Annotated in this window: 20 protein-coding genes; 8 read left to right on the top strand and 12 right to left on the bottom strand. The window is 56.6% G+C overall.

The window, feature by feature from the left end:
• Nucleotides 1–90 precede the first annotated feature (90 nt).
• Nucleotides 91–1,482, bottom strand: coding sequence for a xanthine/proton symporter XanP (gene xanP / locus GVO84_RS00480; protein ID WP_014881972.1), 1,392 nt, complete (start codon nucleotides 1,480–1,482; stop codon nucleotides 91–93).
• A 226-nt stretch (nucleotides 1,483–1,708) separates the two neighbouring features.
• Between xanP and gltS the strand changes: the two genes are divergently transcribed.
• On the top strand, nucleotides 1,709–2,911 hold the full coding sequence (gene gltS / locus GVO84_RS00485; protein WP_121426035.1) for a sodium/glutamate symporter: 1,203 nt from the start codon (nucleotides 1,709–1,711) through the stop codon (nucleotides 2,909–2,911).
• Between the two features lie 2 nt (nucleotides 2,912–2,913).
• Here the strand turns inward: gltS and recG are convergent, their stop codons facing one another.
• Genes recG through gmk form a run of 5 tightly spaced genes read right to left on the bottom strand, consistent with a single transcriptional unit; the run spans nucleotide 2,914 to nucleotide 8,780 of the window.
• Entirely contained in the window at nucleotides 2,914–4,995 is a 2,082-nt protein-coding gene (gene recG, locus GVO84_RS00490; protein ID WP_159515237.1) for an ATP-dependent DNA helicase RecG, read from the bottom strand.
• A 3-nt stretch (nucleotides 4,996–4,998) separates the two neighbouring features.
• Nucleotides 4,999–5,688, bottom strand: a complete 690-nt coding sequence (trmH, locus tag GVO84_RS00495; RefSeq protein WP_159515238.1) for a tRNA (guanosine(18)-2'-O)-methyltransferase TrmH — start codon at nucleotides 5,686–5,688, stop codon at nucleotides 4,999–5,001.
• A gap of 4 nt (nucleotides 5,689–5,692) precedes the next feature.
• The gene (spoT, locus tag GVO84_RS00500; protein ID WP_023309883.1) at nucleotides 5,693–7,807 is read right to left on the bottom strand and encodes a bifunctional GTP diphosphokinase/guanosine-3',5'-bis pyrophosphate 3'-pyrophosphohydrolase; all 2,115 of its coding nucleotides are present in this window, start codon (nucleotides 7,805–7,807) and stop codon (nucleotides 5,693–5,695) included.
• A 19-nt stretch (nucleotides 7,808–7,826) separates the two neighbouring features.
• Nucleotides 7,827–8,102, bottom strand: coding sequence for a DNA-directed RNA polymerase subunit omega (rpoZ, locus tag GVO84_RS00505; protein ID WP_000135058.1), 276 nt, complete (start codon nucleotides 8,100–8,102; stop codon nucleotides 7,827–7,829).
• A 54-nt stretch (nucleotides 8,103–8,156) separates the two neighbouring features.
• Complete coding sequence (gene gmk / locus GVO84_RS00510) at nucleotides 8,157–8,780, bottom strand: guanylate kinase (protein ID WP_008502674.1); 624 nt, start codon at nucleotides 8,778–8,780, stop codon at nucleotides 8,157–8,159.
• A gap of 251 nt (nucleotides 8,781–9,031) precedes the next feature.
• Here gmk and ligB point away from each other — a divergent pair, with 251 nt between their 5' ends.
• Nucleotides 9,032–10,702, top strand: a complete 1,671-nt coding sequence (gene ligB / locus GVO84_RS00515) for an NAD-dependent DNA ligase LigB (RefSeq protein ID WP_159515239.1) — start codon at nucleotides 9,032–9,034, stop codon at nucleotides 10,700–10,702.
• Between the two features lie 2 nt (nucleotides 10,703–10,704).
• Here ligB and GVO84_RS00520 read toward each other — a convergent pair whose 3' ends face one another.
• Both GVO84_RS00520 and GVO84_RS00525 read right to left on the bottom strand, forming a co-directional pair.
• Complete coding sequence (locus GVO84_RS00520; protein WP_121426031.1) at nucleotides 10,705–11,322, bottom strand: trimeric intracellular cation channel family protein; 618 nt, start codon at nucleotides 11,320–11,322, stop codon at nucleotides 10,705–10,707.
• Between the two features lie 205 nt (nucleotides 11,323–11,527).
• Nucleotides 11,528–12,391 carry a YicC/YloC family endoribonuclease gene (locus GVO84_RS00525; RefSeq protein ID WP_023309886.1) on the bottom strand — a complete coding sequence of 288 codons (864 nt, stop codon included), beginning with the start codon at nucleotides 12,389–12,391 and terminating at the stop codon, nucleotides 11,528–11,530.
• A gap of 125 nt (nucleotides 12,392–12,516) precedes the next feature.
• Between GVO84_RS00525 and rph the strand changes: the two genes are divergently transcribed.
• The gene (gene rph / locus GVO84_RS00530) at nucleotides 12,517–13,233 is read left to right on the top strand and encodes a ribonuclease PH (RefSeq protein ID WP_010426431.1); all 717 of its coding nucleotides are present in this window, start codon (nucleotides 12,517–12,519) and stop codon (nucleotides 13,231–13,233) included.
• A 68-nt stretch (nucleotides 13,234–13,301) separates the two neighbouring features.
• Nucleotides 13,302–13,943 carry an orotate phosphoribosyltransferase gene (gene pyrE, locus GVO84_RS00535; RefSeq protein WP_121426030.1) on the top strand — a complete coding sequence of 214 codons (642 nt, stop codon included), beginning with the start codon at nucleotides 13,302–13,304 and terminating at the stop codon, nucleotides 13,941–13,943.
• A gap of 83 nt (nucleotides 13,944–14,026) precedes the next feature.
• Here the strand turns inward: pyrE and slmA are convergent, their stop codons facing one another.
• The 3 genes from slmA to coaBC all read right to left on the bottom strand — a co-directional run bounded on the left by slmA (nucleotide 14,027) and on the right by coaBC (nucleotide 16,391).
• Complete coding sequence (gene slmA, locus GVO84_RS00540) at nucleotides 14,027–14,623, bottom strand: nucleoid occlusion factor SlmA (protein ID WP_121426029.1); 597 nt, start codon at nucleotides 14,621–14,623, stop codon at nucleotides 14,027–14,029.
• A gap of 120 nt (nucleotides 14,624–14,743) precedes the next feature.
• On the bottom strand, nucleotides 14,744–15,202 hold the full coding sequence (dut, locus tag GVO84_RS00545) for a dUTP diphosphatase (RefSeq protein ID WP_201283082.1): 459 nt from the start codon (nucleotides 15,200–15,202) through the stop codon (nucleotides 14,744–14,746).
• On the bottom strand, nucleotides 15,180–16,391 hold the full coding sequence (coaBC, locus tag GVO84_RS00550) for a bifunctional phosphopantothenoylcysteine decarboxylase/phosphopantothenate--cysteine ligase CoaBC (protein WP_159515695.1): 1,212 nt from the start codon (nucleotides 16,389–16,391) through the stop codon (nucleotides 15,180–15,182). Before coaBC ends, dut begins: the two co-directional genes overlap by 23 nt.
• Nucleotides 16,392–16,562: 171 nt before the next feature.
• Here coaBC and radC point away from each other — a divergent pair, with 171 nt between their 5' ends.
• The 4 genes from radC (at nucleotide 16,563) to mutM (ending at nucleotide 18,758) form a co-directional block, all read left to right on the top strand.
• Complete coding sequence (gene radC, locus GVO84_RS00555) at nucleotides 16,563–17,231, top strand: RadC family protein (RefSeq protein ID WP_159515240.1); 669 nt, start codon at nucleotides 16,563–16,565, stop codon at nucleotides 17,229–17,231.
• 218 nt (nucleotides 17,232–17,449) lie between these two features.
• Nucleotides 17,450–17,686, top strand: coding sequence for a 50S ribosomal protein L28 (gene rpmB, locus GVO84_RS00560; protein WP_002436699.1), 237 nt, complete (start codon nucleotides 17,450–17,452; stop codon nucleotides 17,684–17,686).
• Between the two features lie 22 nt (nucleotides 17,687–17,708).
• Complete coding sequence (gene rpmG / locus GVO84_RS00565; RefSeq protein ID WP_003024094.1) at nucleotides 17,709–17,876, top strand: 50S ribosomal protein L33; 168 nt, start codon at nucleotides 17,709–17,711, stop codon at nucleotides 17,874–17,876.
• A gap of 72 nt (nucleotides 17,877–17,948) precedes the next feature.
• Nucleotides 17,949–18,758 carry a bifunctional DNA-formamidopyrimidine glycosylase/DNA-(apurinic or apyrimidinic site) lyase gene (mutM, locus tag GVO84_RS00570; protein WP_023309890.1) on the top strand — a complete coding sequence of 270 codons (810 nt, stop codon included), beginning with the start codon at nucleotides 17,949–17,951 and terminating at the stop codon, nucleotides 18,756–18,758.
• A 2-nt stretch (nucleotides 18,759–18,760) separates the two neighbouring features.
• Here mutM and coaD read toward each other — a convergent pair whose 3' ends face one another.
• A complete protein-coding gene (gene coaD, locus GVO84_RS00575; protein WP_159515241.1) occupies nucleotides 18,761–19,240 on the bottom strand; it encodes a pantetheine-phosphate adenylyltransferase in 480 nt (159 codons plus the stop codon).
• Between the last annotated feature and the right edge of the window lie 3 nt (nucleotides 19,241–19,243).

A 19,243-nucleotide genomic window follows, 5' to 3' on the forward strand; every position in this document is an offset into this window, starting at 1 on the left:
GGAGTTATGCACGATTTATGCGCAATCCTCAAGGCGGGAATGGTGTAATTAGATGTCACGGCAGGCATTGACTGCCTGCCGTGAAGAGGATCAGTTCTTTTCAGGCGGGAAAACGAGGTTCAGTACGATAGCGGTGATACCGCCCGCGGCAATGCCGGAAGAGAGCAGGTTTTTCACCCAGTCAGGCGCAAACTGCAGGATCAGCGGCTGCTGGGAAACACCCAGACCGACGGCCAGCGACAGCGCGATAATCATGATCGCGCGGCGGTTCAGCGGCTCGCGGGAGACGATACGCACGCCGGAGGCCGCGATAGTCCCGAACATCACCAGCGTTGCGCCGCCCAGCACCGGCTCAGGGATGTGCTGCACAAAGCCGCTTACCGCCGGGAACAGGCCGAGGACGATCAGCATCAGCGCCACCACAAAACCGACGTAGCGGCTGGCCACGCCGGTCAGCTGGATCACGCCGTTGTTCTGACCAAAGCAGGAGTTCGGGAAGGTGTTGAATACGGCAGAGACAAACGAGTTCAAACCGTTTGCCAGCACGCCGCCTTTCAGGCGCTTCATGTACAGCGGGCCGGACACCGGCTGCTCGGAGACGTCGGAGGTGGCGGTGATATCACCGATAGTCTCCAGAGAGGTGATCATAAAGACCAGCATCAGCGGCAGGAGCAGGCCCCAGTCAATGCCCAGTCCGTAGTAAAGCGGCGTAGGGACGGTGATCAGCGCGCTGTTGGTCGGCGCGGTGTTCTCAGGCAGCATGCCCAGCGCCCACGCCAGCAGGTAACCCGCCGCCATGGCGATCACCAGCGAGGCGACGCGCAGGTAAGGGTTACGCTGACGGTTAAGCAGAATAATGATCGCCAGCACCACGCCCGCCAGCAGCAGGTTTTTCGGCGCGCCGAAGGTGTGGTCGCTCATTGCGGCATAACCGCCGCCGATGGACGTCAGGCCCACCTGGATCAGCGACAGGCCGATAATCATCACGACGACGCCGGAAACCAGCGGGGTGATGACGCGGCGTGCCAGATGCAGAACGCGGGAGATCACCATCTCCGTACAGCTGGCCAGCATCAGCGTGCCGAACAGCGCCGCCATCATGGTCGGAACATCCGCACCGCCGGTTTTGAGCGCCGTACCGCCCATGATCAGCGGTGCCACGAAGTTAAAGCTGGTGCCCTGAATCGACAATAATCCCGACCCTACCGGACCCCACGCTTTAATTTGAATAATCGAGGCCACGCCGGAGGCGAAGAGAGACATGCTGATAATGTGCTGCGTGTCCTGCGCCGGTAAACCGAGCGCCTGGCAAATCAGCAGCGCCGGGGTGATCACCGCAACAAACATCGCCAGAAGATGCTGGCAGGCGGCGAAAAGCGTTTGCGGCAGCGGCGGGCGGTCTTCAAGGCGGTAAATCAGTTCGCTATTTTGCTTCTGCGCAATCGGTTGCGCATCAGGCGACTCTATGGTGTTAACGGACATCGGCGGCAATCCCACGGTGGAAAAGCGGGCATTTTATCTGACCACCTGGTAAAAGCAAACGATTGCCAGCAAAAAAAGGGAAGAAAATCTGCCGCTGTGAGCAGGTTTTCTACAACGCATCGGGAAAAAAAATTACACTTTTTCGCGCCGGGAGCTCATGAAGAGCGCAAACCGGCCCAGGATAACGCCGCGTGTGTATGGAACACGCGCATAACAGGAGCCTTCTATGATTCATCTCGATACGTTGTCGACCCTTGTTGCCGCAACGCTGGTCTTACTGCTTGGCCGTAAGCTGGTACATAGCGTTTCCCTTCTGAAGAAATACACCATTCCTGAACCTGTCGCCGGCGGTCTGCTGGTGGCGCTGGCCCTGCTGATACTGAAAAAAAGCATGGGCTGGGAAATTGATTTTGACATGTCCCTGAAAGACCCGCTAATGCTGGCCTTCTTTGCCACCATCGGCCTGAACGCCAACCTGGCAAGCCTGCGGGCGGGCGGTAAAGTGCTCGGCGTATTCCTGATTGTGGTGGTGGGGCTGCTGCTGATGCAAAACGCCATCGGCATCGGGATGGCGACGCTGCTGGGGCTGGATCCGCTGATGGGGCTGCTGGCGGGGTCGATTACCCTTTCGGGCGGTCACGGTACCGGAGCTGCGTGGAGCAAGCTGTTCATCGAGCGCTACGGGTTTGAAAACGCGACGGAGGTGGCGATGGCCTGTGCGACCTTTGGTCTGGTGCTAGGTGGCCTGATTGGCGGCCCGGTGGCGCGGTATCTGGTTAAACACTCCACCACGCCCAACGGCAGGCCTGACGATGAGCTGGTGCCGACCGCGTTCGAAAAGCCGGACGTCGGGCGCAGCATTACCTCGCTGGTGCTGATTGAAACCATCGCGACGATCGCCATCTGCTTGACCGTGGGCAAAGTGGTTGCGCAATGGCTGGCGGGCTCGGCGTTTGAACTGCCGACGTTTGTTTGCGTGCTGTTTATCGGGGTGATCCTGAGCAACGGTCTGGCGCTGATGGGCTTCTACCGCGTGTTTGAACGGGCGGTATCGGTGCTCGGCAACGTCTGCCTGTCGCTGTTCTTGGCGATGGCGCTGATGAGCCTCAAGCTGTGGGAGCTGGCCTCGCTGGCGCTGCCGATGGTGGCGATTCTGGCGGTGCAGGCGCTGTTTATGGCGCTGTACGCCATGTTCGTGACCTGGCGCATGATGGGCAAAAACTACGATGCGGCGGTGCTGGCGGCGGGTCACTGCGGGTTTGGCCTGGGGGCTACCCCAACGGCTATCGCCAACATGCAGGCGATCACCGAACGGTTCGGGCCATCGCACATGGCGTTTCTGGTGGTCCCGATGGTTGGCGCCTTCTTCATTGATATCGTCAACGCGCTGGTGATCAAGCTGTACCTGATGTTGCCGATGTTTGCCTGAGATCAGGCGTTGGAATAGCGCTCGGTTTCCGGCATCCAGCGCTCAATTAACGCTGCCGCCTGTTCGGGGTAGCGTTCATGAATATGGCGAGCCAGGCGCTGAACTTCGGGGATCATCGCCTGATCGCGCAGCAAATCCGCCACTTTGAATTCCGCGTTCCCCGTCTGACGCGTGCCGAGCAGTTCGCCCGGGCCGCGGATCTCCAGGTCTTTTTGCGCAATCACAAAACCGTCGTTGCTGTCGCGCAGCACCTGCAACCGCATCTGGGCGGTTTTTGAGAGCGGGGCTTTGTAGAGCAGTACGCAGTGGGACGCTACCGCGCCACGACCAACGCGCCCGCGCAGCTGGTGGAGCTGGGCAAGGCCGAGACGTTCCGGGTTTTCGATGATCATCAGGCTGGAATTCGGGACGTCCACGCCGACTTCGATCACCGTGGTGGCGATCAGCAGATGCAAATCACCCTGTTTGAACGACTGCATCACCGCCTGTTTTTCGGCGGGCTTCATGCGTCCGTGAACCAGACCCACGTTCAGCTCCGGCAGCGCCAGCTTAAGCTCTTCCCACGTTGCTTCGGCAGCCTGTGCTTCCAGCAGTTCAGACTCTTCAATCAGCGTACAGACCCAGTAGGCCTGACGCCCTTCATGGGTGCAGGCGTTGCGCACGCGGTCGATGATATCGCTGCGGCGCGTGTCAGGAATCGCGACCGTTGTGACCGGCGTACGGCCCGGCGGCAGTTCGTCAATGGTGGAGGTATCCAGATCGGCGTAGGCGGTCATCGCCAGGGTGCGCGGAATCGGCGTGGCGGTCATGATCAGCTGGTGCGGGTGGAAGCCCTGCTGCAGGCCTTTCTCCCACAGTGCCAGACGCTGATGCACGCCGAAGCGGTGCTGCTCGTCGATAATCACCAGCGCAAGACCGTTAAACTGCACCTGCTCCTGGAAGATGGCGTGCGTGCCGACAATCATCTGCACCTGCCCGCTGGCAATAGCCTCCTGTTGCGCAAGACGCGCTTTGCCTTTTTGCTTCCCGGCAAGCCAGCCCACTTCAATCCCCAGCGGCGCAAACCAGGCGCGGAAATTATTGGCGTGCTGCTCGGCCAGCAGCTCGGTCGGCGCCATCAGCGCCACCTGTTTACCGTGGGCGATCGCGCGCAGGGCCGCCAGCGCGGCGACCAGCGTTTTACCGGAACCTACGTCGCCCTGCACCAGGCGCATCATCGGCACGTCGAGCGCCATATCGCGTTCGATTTCGGCGGTGACGCGCGCCTGTGCGCCGGTGGGTTTAAACGGCAGCGAGGCCAGCAGCTTATCTTTGAGCTCATCACGCGGGCTTAAGGGCTGGGCATGGAAACGCTGTGCGCCCGCGCGAAGCGCCAGCATGCTCAGGTTATGGGCCAGTAATTCCTCAAGGATAAGACGCTGTTGGGCGGGGTGTTTGCCGCTTTCTAAATCGCTGAGCTGCAGCGTTGGCGGCGGGCGGTGCAGGGTGCGCAGCGCCTCGGGCAGGCTCATCATGCCCTGCGCCAGCTCGGGCGGCAGCAGTTCGGTAATGGCGCAGGTATCCAGCAGCTCCAGCGCCTGATCGGTGAGCTTACGCAGCGTCGCCTGCTTGATGCCTTCGGTCGTTGGGTAAACCGGGGTGAGCGTCTCCTGCATTTCCGGCGTGCTGAGATCGCCCTGCACGCGGTACTCCGGGTGGATCATCTCTGCGCCGTATTTCCCGCGTTTGGCTTCGCCATAGGCCAGCACCCTGCGGCCCGTCGCCAGGCTGTTTTTCATCGCCGCGCTGAAGTTGAAAAAACGCATGGTGAGAATGCCGGTGCCGTCGCTGATCTGGCAGGTCATCATCCGGCGTCCGCCGAAGGTGATGTTGCAGTTCAGGACCTCGCCTTCAACGGTGGCGTAAATCGCGGGAAGGAGATCGCCAATCTTGTAGAGCTGGGTGCGGTCTTCGTAACGCAGGGGGAGGTGAAGCAGGAGATCCTGCACGGTGTGCAGGCCAATTTTTGCCAGCTTATTGCTTTGCGCCGCGCCCACGCCCGTCAGGCTGTTAAGCGGGATGGCATCCAGCAGGCGGCCTTTCATCGCTTACCCGGCGTACTGCATGGTGGCCCACCACTCGGCATCGGCTTCAATTTCGCCCTGCGCGTTGACGTGGGGGTAAGGCAATTTTTTCTGCTTCGCAACGCGAGCCAGCACCGGATAACCACCTTCAAACAGCAGGCGCTGCTGTTCCTCTTCCGGCAGCATGCTGTTGCTGCGCTCGTACATCCCGGCGTTCTGACGCTGGCGCTGCGCTTCATACAGAATGAGCGCGGACGCCACGGAGACGTTGAGAGACTGGACCATGCCGATCATCGGAATGATGATGTCCCGATCCGCCAGATCCAGCGCTTCCCGGGTGATCCCGGTTTTCTCCTGACCCATCAAAATGCAGGTCGGGCGGGTGTAGTCGATCTCGCGGAAATCTACGGCTTTAGCGGACAGGTTAGTGGCCAGGATCTGCATCCCGCGCCCTTTCAGGTGCGATACGGCTTCGCCAATGGTGTGATGATTTTTGACAGACACCCAGCTGTTGCTGCCTGCCGCCGCCGAGACCGTATTGCGCATACGGCCGTCCGGCCAGACGGCGTGCACTTCATGCACACCGACGGCATCTGCGGTACGAACGATAGCAGAGACGTTATGAGGCTTATGCACCTGCTCCATGCAGACCGTCAGGTCAGGCTGACGCCTGGCGAGCATTTCGCAGATACGTGCATAACGTTGTGAATTCATAAACCTAGTTTCGGTTTCGGGTGACTTTAATCACGTCCGGCATGACGCGGATCTTGCGCATAATATTCGCCAGATGCACGCGGTCGCGGGCGGTCAGACGAATAAAGGCGCTGTACACACGGCCATCTTTTTCTTCCGTATTCAGGCTCTGAATATTGGAAGAGGCCGTGTTGATCGCTGCCGTCAGGTTCGCCAGGGCACCCTGGTGGTTGAACATATCCACCTTAATTTCGGTGATAAATTCCTGTGCGGTCTCTTTATCCCACTCGACAGCCATAAATTTCTCGGCTTCTTTCTGGTAGCCGCGAATGTTACGACAGGACTCGTGGTGGATAACCAGCCCTTTGCCCGGGCTGACGTGCGCAATAATCGGGTCGCCAGGAATTGGACGACAGCATTTTGCGAAGGTGATCAGCACCCCATCCGCGCCTTTAATCGGCAGGTGTCCGTGGCTTTGCGTGGTTGCTGGCACCGCTGTCGTGTCGCCTTGCTGCAGGTTCTTCGCCACCACCACGCTCATGGCGTTGCCGAGGCCAATCTCTGCCAGCAGGTCATCAAGCGACGCGAGCTTCATGCGCTCCAGCTCACGCTGGACGTTCTCCTGCGGAATTTCAGCCAGCTTACGGCTGCCGCCCAACGCGTGGTTGAGCAGACGACGCCCCAGGCTGACGGAATCATCGCGCTTGAGGTTTTTCAGCAGCTGACGAATTTTGGCGCGCGCTTTGGAACTCACGACAAAGTTCAGCCAGGCTGCGTTCGGACGTGCGCCCGGTGCGGTAATAATTTCTACCGTCTGGCCGCTGGAGAGCGGCTGAGACAGCGGATAAGGCTGTCTGTCGACGCGTGCGCCGACGCAGGCATGCCCGATGTCGGTATGCACGGCGTAAGCGAAGTCGACCGGCGTTGCGCCCGCAGGCAGTTCGACAATGCGGCCTTCTGGGGTGAAAACGTAAATCTCATCCGGGAAGAGATCGGATTTAACGCTCTCGATAAATTCAAACGAGCTACCCGCACTCTGCTGAAGCTCCAGCAGGCTCTGCATCCAGCGCTGGGCGCGGATTTGTGCGGTCGTGCTGCTTTCACCACCGTGCTCTTTATACGCCCAGTGTGCGGCAACACCCATCTCTGCCATCTGGTCCATGTCTTCGGTGCGGATCTGCACCTCAACAGGCACGCCGTGCGGACCGATCATCGAGGTGTGCAAAGATTGATAGCCGTTCGCTTTTGGAATGGCGATGTAATCTTTCATACGCCCTGGACGCGGTTTGTAGAGGCTGTGCATCTGCCCCAGCACGCGATAGCAGGTGTCCGAATCGTGGACAATGACGCGGAAGGCGTAGATATCCATGATCGAGTGAAAACGCTGCTCTTTGAGCACCATTTTGCAGTAGATGGAGTACAAATGTTTCTCGCGACCGCTGACGCGGCACGGAATTCCCGCTTCCTGTAAGCGCCCTTCAATTTCAGAGAGGATCTTTTGAATCATCTCTTTACGGTTACCGCGTGCGGCTTTTACCACCTCTTTAATCACGCGATAGCGGTTCGGGTACAACGCTTCAAAACCCAGCTCTTCCAGCTCGGTTTTAATGTGGTGAATACCTAAACGGTGCGCCAGCGGACTGTAGATTTCGAGGGTTTCACGGGCAATGCGGCGACGTTTATCCGGGCGAAGTGAGCCCAGCGTGCGCATATTGTGGGTACGGTCAGCGAGTTTGATGAGAATGACGCGGATATCCTGCACCATCGCCATAATCATCTTGCGGAAGTTTTCGGCTTGCGCCTCTTTCTTGTCGCGGAAATTCAGCTTATCAAGCTTAGAGACCCCTTCCACCAGTTCGGCAACGCTTTTGCCAAACAGCTGTTCCATGTCCTGATAGGTGGCAGGGGTATCTTCGATCACGTCGTGCAGCAGAGCGGCCATCAGCGTTTCGTAGTCGAGTTTCATCTCGGCCAGAATACAGGCCACCGCTACCGGGTGCGTGATATAGGGTTCACCGCTTGAACGTGTCTGGCCCTCGTGAGCGTCACGTGCAACGAGATACGCCTGCTGAAGACGCTTAATCTGGTCTTCAGGCAGGTAGGTTTGAATCAGTTGATTCAGGCTTTCAAACAGATACAAGGGCGACCCGCAGGTTTAATTAACGACGACCTTCAGCAATAGCGGTTACGGCCTGCAGTTCTGCGGCTTCCTGCTCTTGCTGCTCCTGGCGCTCACGCACGTCGAGGATCTGGTTGTTGATCAGACCTTCTTCGATTTCGCGAAGTGCAATAACGGTGGTTTTATCGTTTTCTTCCGGTACCAGCGGATCTTTACCGCCTACCTGCATCTGACGAGCGCGACGCGCGGCGACCAGCACCAGGTCAAAACGGTTACCAATTTTCTCTACAGCGTCCTGAACAGTTACGCGTGCCATACTTAAAATGCTCCACAGGTGAAGAAATGACTGGGCATGATACTGAAAGTGGGTTCAGTCTGCCAACAGTTTGGTGATTAATGCGTCATGTCGCTGCTTCTGGCGGCTCATACGCAGACGTTCTGCACGAAGAATGGTTTTGAGATCGCTCAAGGCGGCATCAAAATCATCATTCACAATAAGGTAATCATATTCCGCGTAATGGCTCATTTCTGCAACAGCCTGTTCCATACGCTTTGCGATCACTTCTTCGCTGTCCTGACCACGGCCACGCAGGCGGCGATCCAGCTCATCTTTCGATGGCGGTAAAATAAAGATACTGCGCGAGTCAGGCATTTTCTTGCGAATTTGCTGTGCGCCCTGCCAGTCGATATCCAGGAACACATTCACGCCCGTGGCCAGAACCTGCTCAATGGTTTCACGCGAGGTACCGTAGTAATTACCGAATACTTCAGCGTGTTCAAGAAACGCGTCTCTGCCGATCATCGCTCTGAATTCGTCGTGATCCACAAAGAAATAATGTTCACCGTGCACTTCACCCGGACGCGGCTGGCGCGTGGTGTGAGAAACAGAAACCTGTGTGTCGTACAACGGTTGGGTTTTTAACAGTGCCTGAATAAGGCTGGATTTACCCGCGCCACTAGGGGCAGAAACAATATAAAGCGTGCCTTGAGCCATGAGAGTCTTTTGTATGTGTTAACGAAGAAGTCCTACATACGGGCTTATTATACACGTCGGCGCACCGTGACGTAGCCTTTGTCACACTTTTTCCCCTGGATTATTGAATTTTGTGTGCCGTTTTCAGGTTTTATCTGTGGTTTTCAGCAACCAAAAGAAATCCCGGATAGCGTCTCGCATTGTGAAACGTTGCCGTTAGCGTTGTTTCAGGCATCCGGGTATACCTCCTGCAATGCAAAGGAGAGGTAACGATGTGGCGATGGATAAGCGGGTTAATGCTGTTGTGGTGTGGCTATAGCGCGGCGGTATGTCCGGTGTGGTCCCAGACAAAAGCAGAGCAAGAGATGGCGTCGTTAAGCGCACAAATCAAACGCTGGGATGAGGCTTACTGGAAGCAGGGCATGAGCGAGATCAACGATGAGGCTTACGACCAGCTTCACGGGCGGTTAACGCAGTGGCGGCGCTGTTTTGGCAGTGAGCCTTCAGAAGAGAAACTCCCGGCGCTGACGGGGGGCGTAAAACACCCTGTTGCCCATACGGGCGTACATAAAGTGGCCAGCAAAGAGGAACTAAGACAGTGGATGCGTGCCCGACAGCATCTGTGGCTGCAACCCAAAGTTGACGGTGTAGCGGTGACGCTGGTCTATCGTGACGGAAAGTTAACCCAGGCCATCAGCCGCGGTGATGGCCTGAAAGGGGAAGACTGGACCGGGAAGGTGCGTTTAATCCCGTCGGTTCCGCAAAAGCTCACCGGCGCGCTGGCGAATAGCGTCTTACAGGGCGAGCTTTTTTGGTTACGCGACAACCACATTCAGAACCAGATGGGCGGAATGAACGCTCGCGCAAAGGTAGCGGGGGCGATGATGCGGCAAAAGGATAACGCGCTATTAAGCAAGATCGGCGTATTCATCTGGGCCTGGCCGGACGGTCCGAAAGATATGCAGACTTCGTTGGCTGAGCTGTCTCAGGCCGGTTTTACGCTGTCGGCACGGTATACGCTTCCCGCTAAATCTGTTGATACCGTCGAGAAACAGCGCGCGGCCTGGCACGCGACCGCATTACCCTTTGCCACGGATGGCATTGTGGTGCGTTCGCAGGATGAACCCGCGGGCGAAGGCTGGTTACCGGGAGAAGGCAGCTGGGTCGTCGCATGGAAGTATCCTCCTGCAGCCCAGGTCGCTGAGGTGAGAGATATTCATTTTTCCGTGGGGCGAACGGGCAAAATTTCCGTTGTAGCAGCGCTGGAATCCGTGCAACTGGATGATAAACAGGTGCAGCGGGTGAGTCTGGGTTCGGTTGGGCGCTGGCAGAGGCTGGATATTGCCCCGGGGGACCAGATACAGGTCAGCCTGGCCGGGCAGGGTATCCCCCGGTTTGATAAGGTGCTCTGGCGCGGGACGGACAGGCATAAGCCAGAACCTCCGGCCCCGCGCTATCATGCGCTTAGCTGTTTCTATGCTTCGCCGGAGTGTATGGAGCAGTTCTTTGCCCGGCTGACGTGGCTCAGCTCAAAGCAGGTCTTTGATATTGAAGGATTAGGCGAGTCAGGCTGGCGGACTCTCTGGCAGGCGCATCGTTTTGAACATCTCTTTTCATGGCTGTTATTAACGCAGGCGCAGCTGCAGGCTACACCGGGGTTTTCCTCAGCACGCGGGCTGGCACTCTGGCACCGATTCAATCTGGTGCGCGAGAAGCCGTTTATCCGCTGGCTCATGGCATTGAGTGTGCCAATGACGCAGGCTTCGCTGAAGGCGATGGGCGACATATCGTGGCAGGAGATGAGCGGGCGCAACGCAAAGGACTGGCAGGCCCTGCCGGGAACAGGCGAAGAGAAGGCAAGGCAAATCGTTAACTGGATGCACGCGCCTCAGATTGATGTGCTGGCGAAATGGCTCGCTGAACAGCACATCAACGGGTTCTGAAGCTAGTGCGCGCTGTGTTTGTAATGGAAAACGGGCAGCCCGAGCTTCAGACGCAGCGCCAGCATGCGGGTCGTAAAGCCAAACAGCAGCGTCGAGATGACCACCACATCATGGTTCGAAACGTAGTGCTGCAGGGCGATATAAAGCACCGCTGCCGCAAAGGATATGCCGGCATACAGCTCTTTTTGAAAGACCAGGGGGATGCGTTTGCAGAACATATCGCGCAGCACACCACCGAATACGCCCGTGACCACGGCAGCAATGGTAGCGATAACCGGTCCTTCCCCCATATCGAGCGCGATTTGCGCACCGATGATCGAAAAGACGATCAGCCCCAGCGCATCAAGTACCAGGAACAGGCGGCGAAGATGGGGCATAACGGGCGCTACGATGGTGGTTAATACGGCAGCCGTGGCCACGATAATCACGTACTCAGGGTGTTTAACCCAGCCGAGCGGGTAATGGCCAAGCAGGATATCGCGCACGGAACCGCCGCCCAGCGCGGTCGCGGTAGCAATAATGATTACGCCGAAGGTGTCCATACGGCGACGTCCGGCGGCAAGCGCGCCGGTCATGGCTTCTGCAGTGATGCCAATGAGATAAAGGATGTGAAGTAGCATATACCCTCCGGTGTGAACGCGGGGGAGGTTAGCGATTTGTGCGCAAGATCACGATTGAGATTTTCTAAGGCGAGTCAGGTTGCCCTATAAAATTTTATCAATTTATCTTGAGTAGGCTTGATGGTAGGCGGTGAGGCGCAAAAATGGGCGTTGAGCTGGATTAGAAATAGTAATGGGTGGTGCAGTCGACACCACCCAAAAGGTATTACTCGATATTCTGGATCTGCTCGCGCATCTGCTCAATCAGCACTTTCAGCTCAATCGCTGAATTCGTCACTTCGGCATTGATCGATTTAGACGCCAGGGTGTTCGACTCGCGGTTGAACTCCTGCATCATAAAGTCCAGACGGCGGCCCACAGCTTCTTTCTTCTTCAGAATGTTGTAGGTTTCTTTAACGTGAGCTTCCAGACGGTCCAGCTCTTCAGCGACATCAATACGCTGCGCCATTAGCACCAGCTCTTGTTCCAGACGGGTGTTTTCCAGCTGAACTTCCGCTTCTTCCAGTTTGGCGACAAGACGCTCGCGCTGCCATTGCAGCACTTCTGGCATATGGGTGCGGACTTTGGCTACTTCGGTGCTCACGCCTTCAAGACGCTGCTCAATCATCGCTTTCAGCGCCTGACCTTCGGTTTCGCGGGCAACGATAAAGTCGTCCAGCGTGCCGTCGAGGGCTGCCAGGATTTCAGCGGCAATAGCATCCAGATCCTGCTCACCGGCGGCCATGACGCCAGGCCAGCGCAGAATATCAACCGGGTTGATTTCGCCTTCATCGCTCTGCATTTTGACCCAGTTCGCCGCATTCACGAGCTGTTTCGCCAGTTTTTCGTTAAGAATCAACTCGCCCTGTGCGCTGGCATCGGGCTCAAAGCGCAGGTTACATTCCACTTTTCCGCGCGTCAGACGCGTACGGATACGTTCACGTACGACAGGCTCAAGGCTGCGGAACTGCTCCGGCATACGGAAATACGTTTCCAGGTAACGCTGGTTTACCGAGCGCATTTCCCATGTGGCGCTGCCCCAGCTACCCTTGATTTCACGCCGGGCGTAGGCGGTCATACTGCGGATCATAGACATTCCCGTTTTTAAAGGAGAGATGGGGGGATTATAGCTTTCGGGGGCTTCTCAGGATAGGAATAAGCGTCCTTTATCCGTATAATGCGCAGCCACATTCGTTTCAAGCCGGAGAATCCATCATGCGTCCATCAGGTCGTAGCGCCAATCAGGTGCGTCCCGTCACCCTGACCCGTAACTATACAAAACACGCTGAAGGCTCCGTGCTGGTTGAGTTTGGTGACACTAAAGTGCTGTGCACCGCGTCCATCGAAGAAGGCGTTCCGCGCTTCCTGAAAGGTCAGGGCCAGGGCTGGATCACCGCAGAATACGGCATGCTGCCGCGTGCGACCCATACCCGTAATGCCCGTGAAGCGGCAAAGGGTAAGCAGGGCGGTCGTACCATGGAGATTCAGCGCCTGATCGCGCGTGCGCTGCGCGCCGCCGTTGACCTGAAAATCCTCGGTGAATTCACCATCACGCTGGACTGCGACGTGATTCAGGCAGACGGCGGCACGCGTACTGCGTCCATTACCGGTGCCTGCGTAGCGCTGGCCGATGCCCTGAACAAGCTGGTTGCAGCCGGTAAGCTGAAAACCAACCCAATGAAAGGGATGGTTGCGGCGGTTTCTGTTGGTATCGTTAACGGCGAAGCGCTTTGCGATCTGGAATACGTTGAAGATTCCGCAGCCGAAACCGACATGAATGTGGTGATGACTGAAGATGGTCGCATCATTGAAGTACAGGGTACGGCGGAAGGCGAGCCGTTCACCCATGAAGAGCTTCTCTCCCTGCTGGCGTTGGCCCGAGGGGGAATCGAATCCATTGTAACGACGCAGAAAGCGGCGTTAGAAAATTGATTTTAAAGGCGACCAATGAGTCGCCTTTTTTTTGCCTGTAAGACAGAAAAAACCAAAGGAGCGAATCCATGAAATCGTATCAGCGCCAGTTTATTGAGTTTGCAATTAATAAACAGGTACTTAAGTTTGGCGAGTTTACGCTGAAATCCGGGCGTAAGAGCCCCTATTTCTTCAACGCCGGGCTGTTTAATACCGGGCGCGATCTGGCACTGTTAGGCCGTTTCTATGCCGAAGCGCTGGTTGATTCCGGGATTGATTTTGACCTGCTGTTTGGCCCAGCCTATAAAGGCATTCCGATTGCGACCACCACCGCGGTGGCGCTGGCGGAACACCATGACCGCGACGTGCCGTACTGCTTTAACCGCAAAGAGGCTAAAACCCACGGGGAAGGCGGGAATCTGGTCGGCAGCGCGCTGCAGGGCCGCGTCATGCTGGTGGACGATGTGATTACCGCAGGCACGGCGATCCGCGAATCGATGGAGATTATTCAGGCCAACGGTGCGACGCTTGCTGGCGTGCTGATTTCCCTGGATCGTCAGGAGCGCGGTCGCGGTGAAATTTCCGCTATTCAGGAAGTCGAGCGCGATTACAGCTGCAAAGTGACGTCGATTATTACCCTGAAAGACCTGATTGCGTATCTGGAAGAGAAGCCTGAGATGGCGGACCATCTGGCGGCGGTACGTGCGTACCGGGAAGAGTTCGGGGTGTAATTAAATTGCCCGGTGGCGCGACGCTTACCTGGCCTACGCATTTCGTAGGCCGGATAAGGCGAAGCCGCCATCCGGCAACAGTGTTATTGCAACTGAGCAGCGACTAACGGCCAGCGGGCGTCAAAATCGTCCGTTGGACAATATTTGAACTCGCTACGCACAAAGCGGGAGAGCATCCCTTCACAAAACGCCAGAATCTGGCTCGCCAGCAGCGTCTCATCGATGGTGTACCCTTCGCCTTCACGCATTTTCTTTTCGCGCAGTACCTGGCGCAGCTGCGCTTCAATACGTTCGAAAAGCTGGTTAATGCGGCCCTGCAGTCTGTCCTGCTCAAACATCAGCGCGTGGCCGGTAAGGATACGGGTTAAGCCCGGATTGCGTTCACCGAAGCCCAGGATTAACAGCACAATCAGACGCAGACGTGCGGTGGTGTCTTTTTCGTCTTTCAGAATCAGGTTGATGCGCGTGATCAGGCTGTCTTCAATAAACTCGATCAGGCTGTCGAACATCCGGGTCTTGCTCGGAAAATGACGGTACAGCGCCGCCTCAGACACGCCCACAGAGGCGGCCAGTTTAGCGGTGGTGATGCGTTGACTGCCATCGCTGGATTCAAGCATCAGAGCCAGAGATTGAAGTATTTCTTCGCGACGATTCCTTTTCGCGGTTTGTTTTTCTGCCATGTTACAAAATACCCCTGAAAATAAGCACTTGCCAGGCTGGCATCCACACAGCGACCGCAAACTGACGTTTGCGGTTTGTTATTGCATTATGACGCTGTGAGATACGTGTCTTTCGGGCCGTTATTTGCGCCCGGAATGGCCGAAGCCGCCTTCGCCACGGTCGGTGGCGTCAAAGTCTGCCACCAGGTTAAATTCTGCCTGTACCACCGGTACAAAGACCATCTGTGCGATACGCTCGCCCGGTTCAATGGTGAAGCTGTCCTGACCACGGTTCCAGACGGAGACCATCAGCTGACCCTGGTAGTCGGAGTCGATCAGGCCTACCAGGTTCCCCAGCACAACGCCGTGCTTATGGCCCAGGCCAGAACGCGGCAGGATCACCGCTGCCAGCGACGGGTCAGCAATGTGAATTGCCAGGCCAGTTGGAACCAGGGTAGTGGCACCCGGAGCCAGTTCTACGGCGTCATCGAGACTGGCACGCAGGTCAAGACCGGCAGAGCCGGAGGTGGCATAGGTTGGCAGCGGGAATTGCTCGCCAACACGCGGGTCCAGAATCTTAACGTCGATTTTTTTCATCATAACGGGTAACGATCTCGTCGAGTAATTGTTGGCCCAGGAGTTCCTTGCGCTCAAGCGGTAAGAGTTTATCTCCATCCTGCCAGAAAAGGTGCAGTGCGTTGCTGTCGCTGTTAAATCCTTGTGTGGCCAGCGATACGTCGTTCGCGCAAATCAAATCGAGGTTTTTGCGGGTACGTTTTTGCCGGGCATATTCTTCCACATTATTCGTTTCTGCGGCAAACCCAACAACGTATGGACGATGGCTTTTTAGTGCGGCGACACCGGCAACAATGTCCGGGTTTTTCACCATTTTTAGTGTTAATTCATCGCCTTGCTTTTTAATTTTAGCCTCAGCGATCGTCTCGGCACGATAGTCTGCGACGGCCGCACAGCCGATAAAAATCTGCTGGCTTTGCGCATGTGCCTGCACGGCGGCTTCCATCTCCAGCGCGGTGGTAACGTCAATTCGCTTCACAAACGCAGGGGTAGGCAGCGATACCGGGCCGCTCACCAGCGTGACGTGCGCGCCACGCCTTGCGGCGGCGGCGGCAATCGCAAAGCCCATTTTGCCGGAGCTGTGGTTGGTGATGTAGCGAACCGGATCCAGCGGCTCGCGCGTCGGGCCCGCGGTAATCATGATGTTGAGATGTTGCAGATCGTTGACAGGCGAAAAATGGGCTGCGGCCATATCAACAATCGTCAGCGGGTCAAGCATGCGACCCGGGCCAACATCGCCGCAGGCCTGGCTGCCGCTGTCCGGGCCCCAGATAAGCAGGCCGCGGGAGGCCAGCGTCTCCAGATTATGCTGGGTGGCCGCGTTACGGTACATCTGCTGGTTCATGGCAGGAACGACGGCAACAGGCGCAGGCGTGGCCAGACAAATGGTAGAGACCAGGTCGTTTGCCATACCGGCCGCCACCCGAGCGATTAAATCAGCCGTGGCGGGGGCGAGGATGACCAGGTCAGCCCATTTACCCAGCTCAATATGGCCCATCGCGGCTTCGGCGGCCGGATCGAGCAAGCTGTCAGATACCGGGTATCCTGAAACGGCCTGCAGGCTCAGGGGAGTGATAAAGGCTTTACCGCCTTCGGTTATCGCGACCCGCACATCTGCCCCGCGTTCGCGCAGACGACGCACCAGCTCCGGCGCTTTGTAGGCAGCAATACCGCCGCTCACGCCAAGAACGATTTTTTTACCGGCCAGGCTCATCATGATTCTTTCCTGTTGGGTTTCACCAGAGAGCGGGCATTTTATCACAATCCCCAAAGCGGGGTGATTTTGTCCTTCGACCACTTTGCGAGGCGCTACGCAAGAACGCAATGTGGCCGTCGAGCGACGAAATGGCCTGTGGCAGCATAAGGTTAAAAAAGGAGAAAGAGCATGGAAGATGAGGATGAGCAGCTGCTGCCGCGCGAAAAACTGCTGCGCTATGGCGTCACCCTGTTAAAAGACGATGAACTGCTGGCGCTCTTTTTACGTACTGGCACGCCAGGAAAGACGGTATTTACGCTGGCAAAAGAGCTGATAGCACATTTCGGTTCGCTATACGGTTTACTGACCGCCGATCTGTCGCACTTTAAGCACGTTGAGGGGATCGGCGTGGCGAAATATGCCCAGTTGAGGGGCATTGCTGAACTTGCCCGCCGTTTTTACAATGTCCGCATGGAGAAGGAGGATCCGATCCTGACGCCCGCGATGACGCGCGAATTCCTGCAAAGCCAGTTAACCGATATCGAACGCGAGATCTTTATGGTGATCTTTGTCGATAACAGAAATCGGGTGCTGAAACATAGCTGTCTCTTTGCGGGCACGTTGAGCCACGTTGAGGTGCATCCGCGAGAAATTGTGCGGGAAGCGATAAAAGTGAATGCAGCGGGTGTGATCCTCGCGCATAATCACCCCTCTGGCTGTGCAGAACCGAGCAGAGCGGACAAAGAAATCACCGAACGCATTATCAAATGCTGTCAATTCATGGACATTCGTGTGCTGGACCATCTGATAATTGGCCGCGGTGAGTACATTTCTTTCGCAGAACATGGCTGGATTTAGGCTATTTCTCGCGATCCATCGGGATCTTTGTCTGTTCGGGACTTGAGCACACCGCCGAGTCAGCGTATACTACGCCACCTTTGAGAATCTCGGGTTTGGCATTTGGGCCTGGCAATCGAGAGTTCACTTAGAACTATGCGATGACCGGGCTGTAAAGCCTGACGAGGCGCCGATACCCCATACGAAGCTCGAGCTAATTTGATTTTTGGAGAATAGACATGTCCCGAGTCTGCCAAGTTACTGGCAAGCGTCCGGTGACCGGTAACAACCGTTCCCACGCACTGAACGCGACTAAACGCCGTTTCCTGCCGAACCTGCACTCTCACCGTTTCTGGGTTGAGAGCGAGAAGCGTTTTGTCACCCTGCGCGTATCTGCTAAAGGTATGCGTGTAATCGATAAGAAAGGCATCGATACAGTTCTGTCCGAACTGCGTGCCCGTGGCGAAAAGTACTAAGTACTTAAAGAGGAAATAAATCATGGCTAAAGGTATTCGCGAGAAAATCAAGCTGGTTTCTTCTGCTGGTACAGGTCACTTCTACACCACCACGAAGAACAAACGTACTAAGCCGGAAAAACTGGAACTGAAAAAATTCGATCCAGTTGTACGCCAGCACGTACTGTACAAAGAAGCTAAAATCAAATAGTTTTAGTCTCCTTGTATCGAAAAACCCCGCAACTGCGGGGTTTTTTGCATTCTGTATCTCAACGGAGGAACCATGCCTGAATTACCTGAGGTAGAAACCAGCCGTCGCGGCATTGAGCCCCATCTGGTCGGCGCGACGATTCTTCACGCGGTGGTCCGCAATGGACGTCTGCGCTGGCCGGTGTCCGATGAGATCCATGCCCTGAGCGATAAACCCGTCCTTAGCGTACAGCGTCGCGCTAAGTACCTGCTGCTGGAGCTTCCCGACGGCTGGATTATTATCCACCTGGGGATGTCCGGGAGCCTGCGCATTCTTACCGAAGAACTGCCAGCGGAAAAGCACGACCACGTCGATCTGGTGATGAGCAACGGCAAAGTGCTCCGTTACACCGACCCACGGCGCTTTGGCGCGTGGCTGTGGACGAAGGAGCTGGAAGGACATAACGTGCTGGCACATCTGGGCCCGGAGCCGCTTTCAGACGCGTTTAATGCGGAATACCTCAAGGCGAAGTGTGCGAAGAAGAAAAGCCCGATTAAGCCCTGGCTGATGGATAACAAGCTGGTGGTCGGCGTGGGGAATATCTATGCCAGCGAATCGCTGTTCGCGGCCGGGATCCATCCCGATCGGCTGGCCTCTTCGCTGTCAGCGCAGGAGTGTGAGCTGCTGGTCCGGGTGATTAAGGCGGTACTGCTGCGCTCTATTGAGCAGGGCGGGACAACGTTGAAGGACTTCCTGCAGAGTGACGGCAAGCCTGGCTATTTTGCCCAGGAGCTTCAGGTGTATGGCCGTAAAGGCGAACCGTGCAGAGTCTGCGGCACGCCCGTTATTGCCACGAAGCACGCCCAGCGCGCCACGTTCTACTGCCGGCAGTGCCAGAAATAGGGTTACTTTAGCTTTTCCATCAATGCCTGGTGGACGTTAGTCGGCAGGAAATGGGTAACGTCGCCGTGATGACGCGCCACCTCTTTTACCAGCGTAGAAGAGATAAACGACCACTCTTTGGAGGGCATCAGGAACACGCTCTCCAGCTCCGGCATCAGGTGGCGGTTCATGTGCGCCAGCTGCATCTCATACTCGAAGTCCGCCACCGCGCGTAAACCACGGATCAGAATGTTTGCCTGCTGAGCGCGGGCGAAGTTAGCCATCAGATCGCTAAACCCGACCACCTCAACATTCGGCAGGTGCGCAATCGCATCGGTGGCAAGCTGCACGCGCTCGTTGAGATCAAACATCGGCTTTTTGCTGGGGCTGGCGGCAATGGCCAGGATCACCTTGTCGAACATGCACGCCGCACGGGTGATGATATCAAGATGACCGTTGGTGATCGGATCGAAGGTACCCGGATAAATCGCTTTTGTGCTCATGGC

The organism is Enterobacter sp. SM3 (genome assembly GCF_009811935.2).
GTDB lineage: Bacteria > Pseudomonadota > Gammaproteobacteria > Enterobacterales > Enterobacteriaceae > Enterobacter > Enterobacter asburiae_D.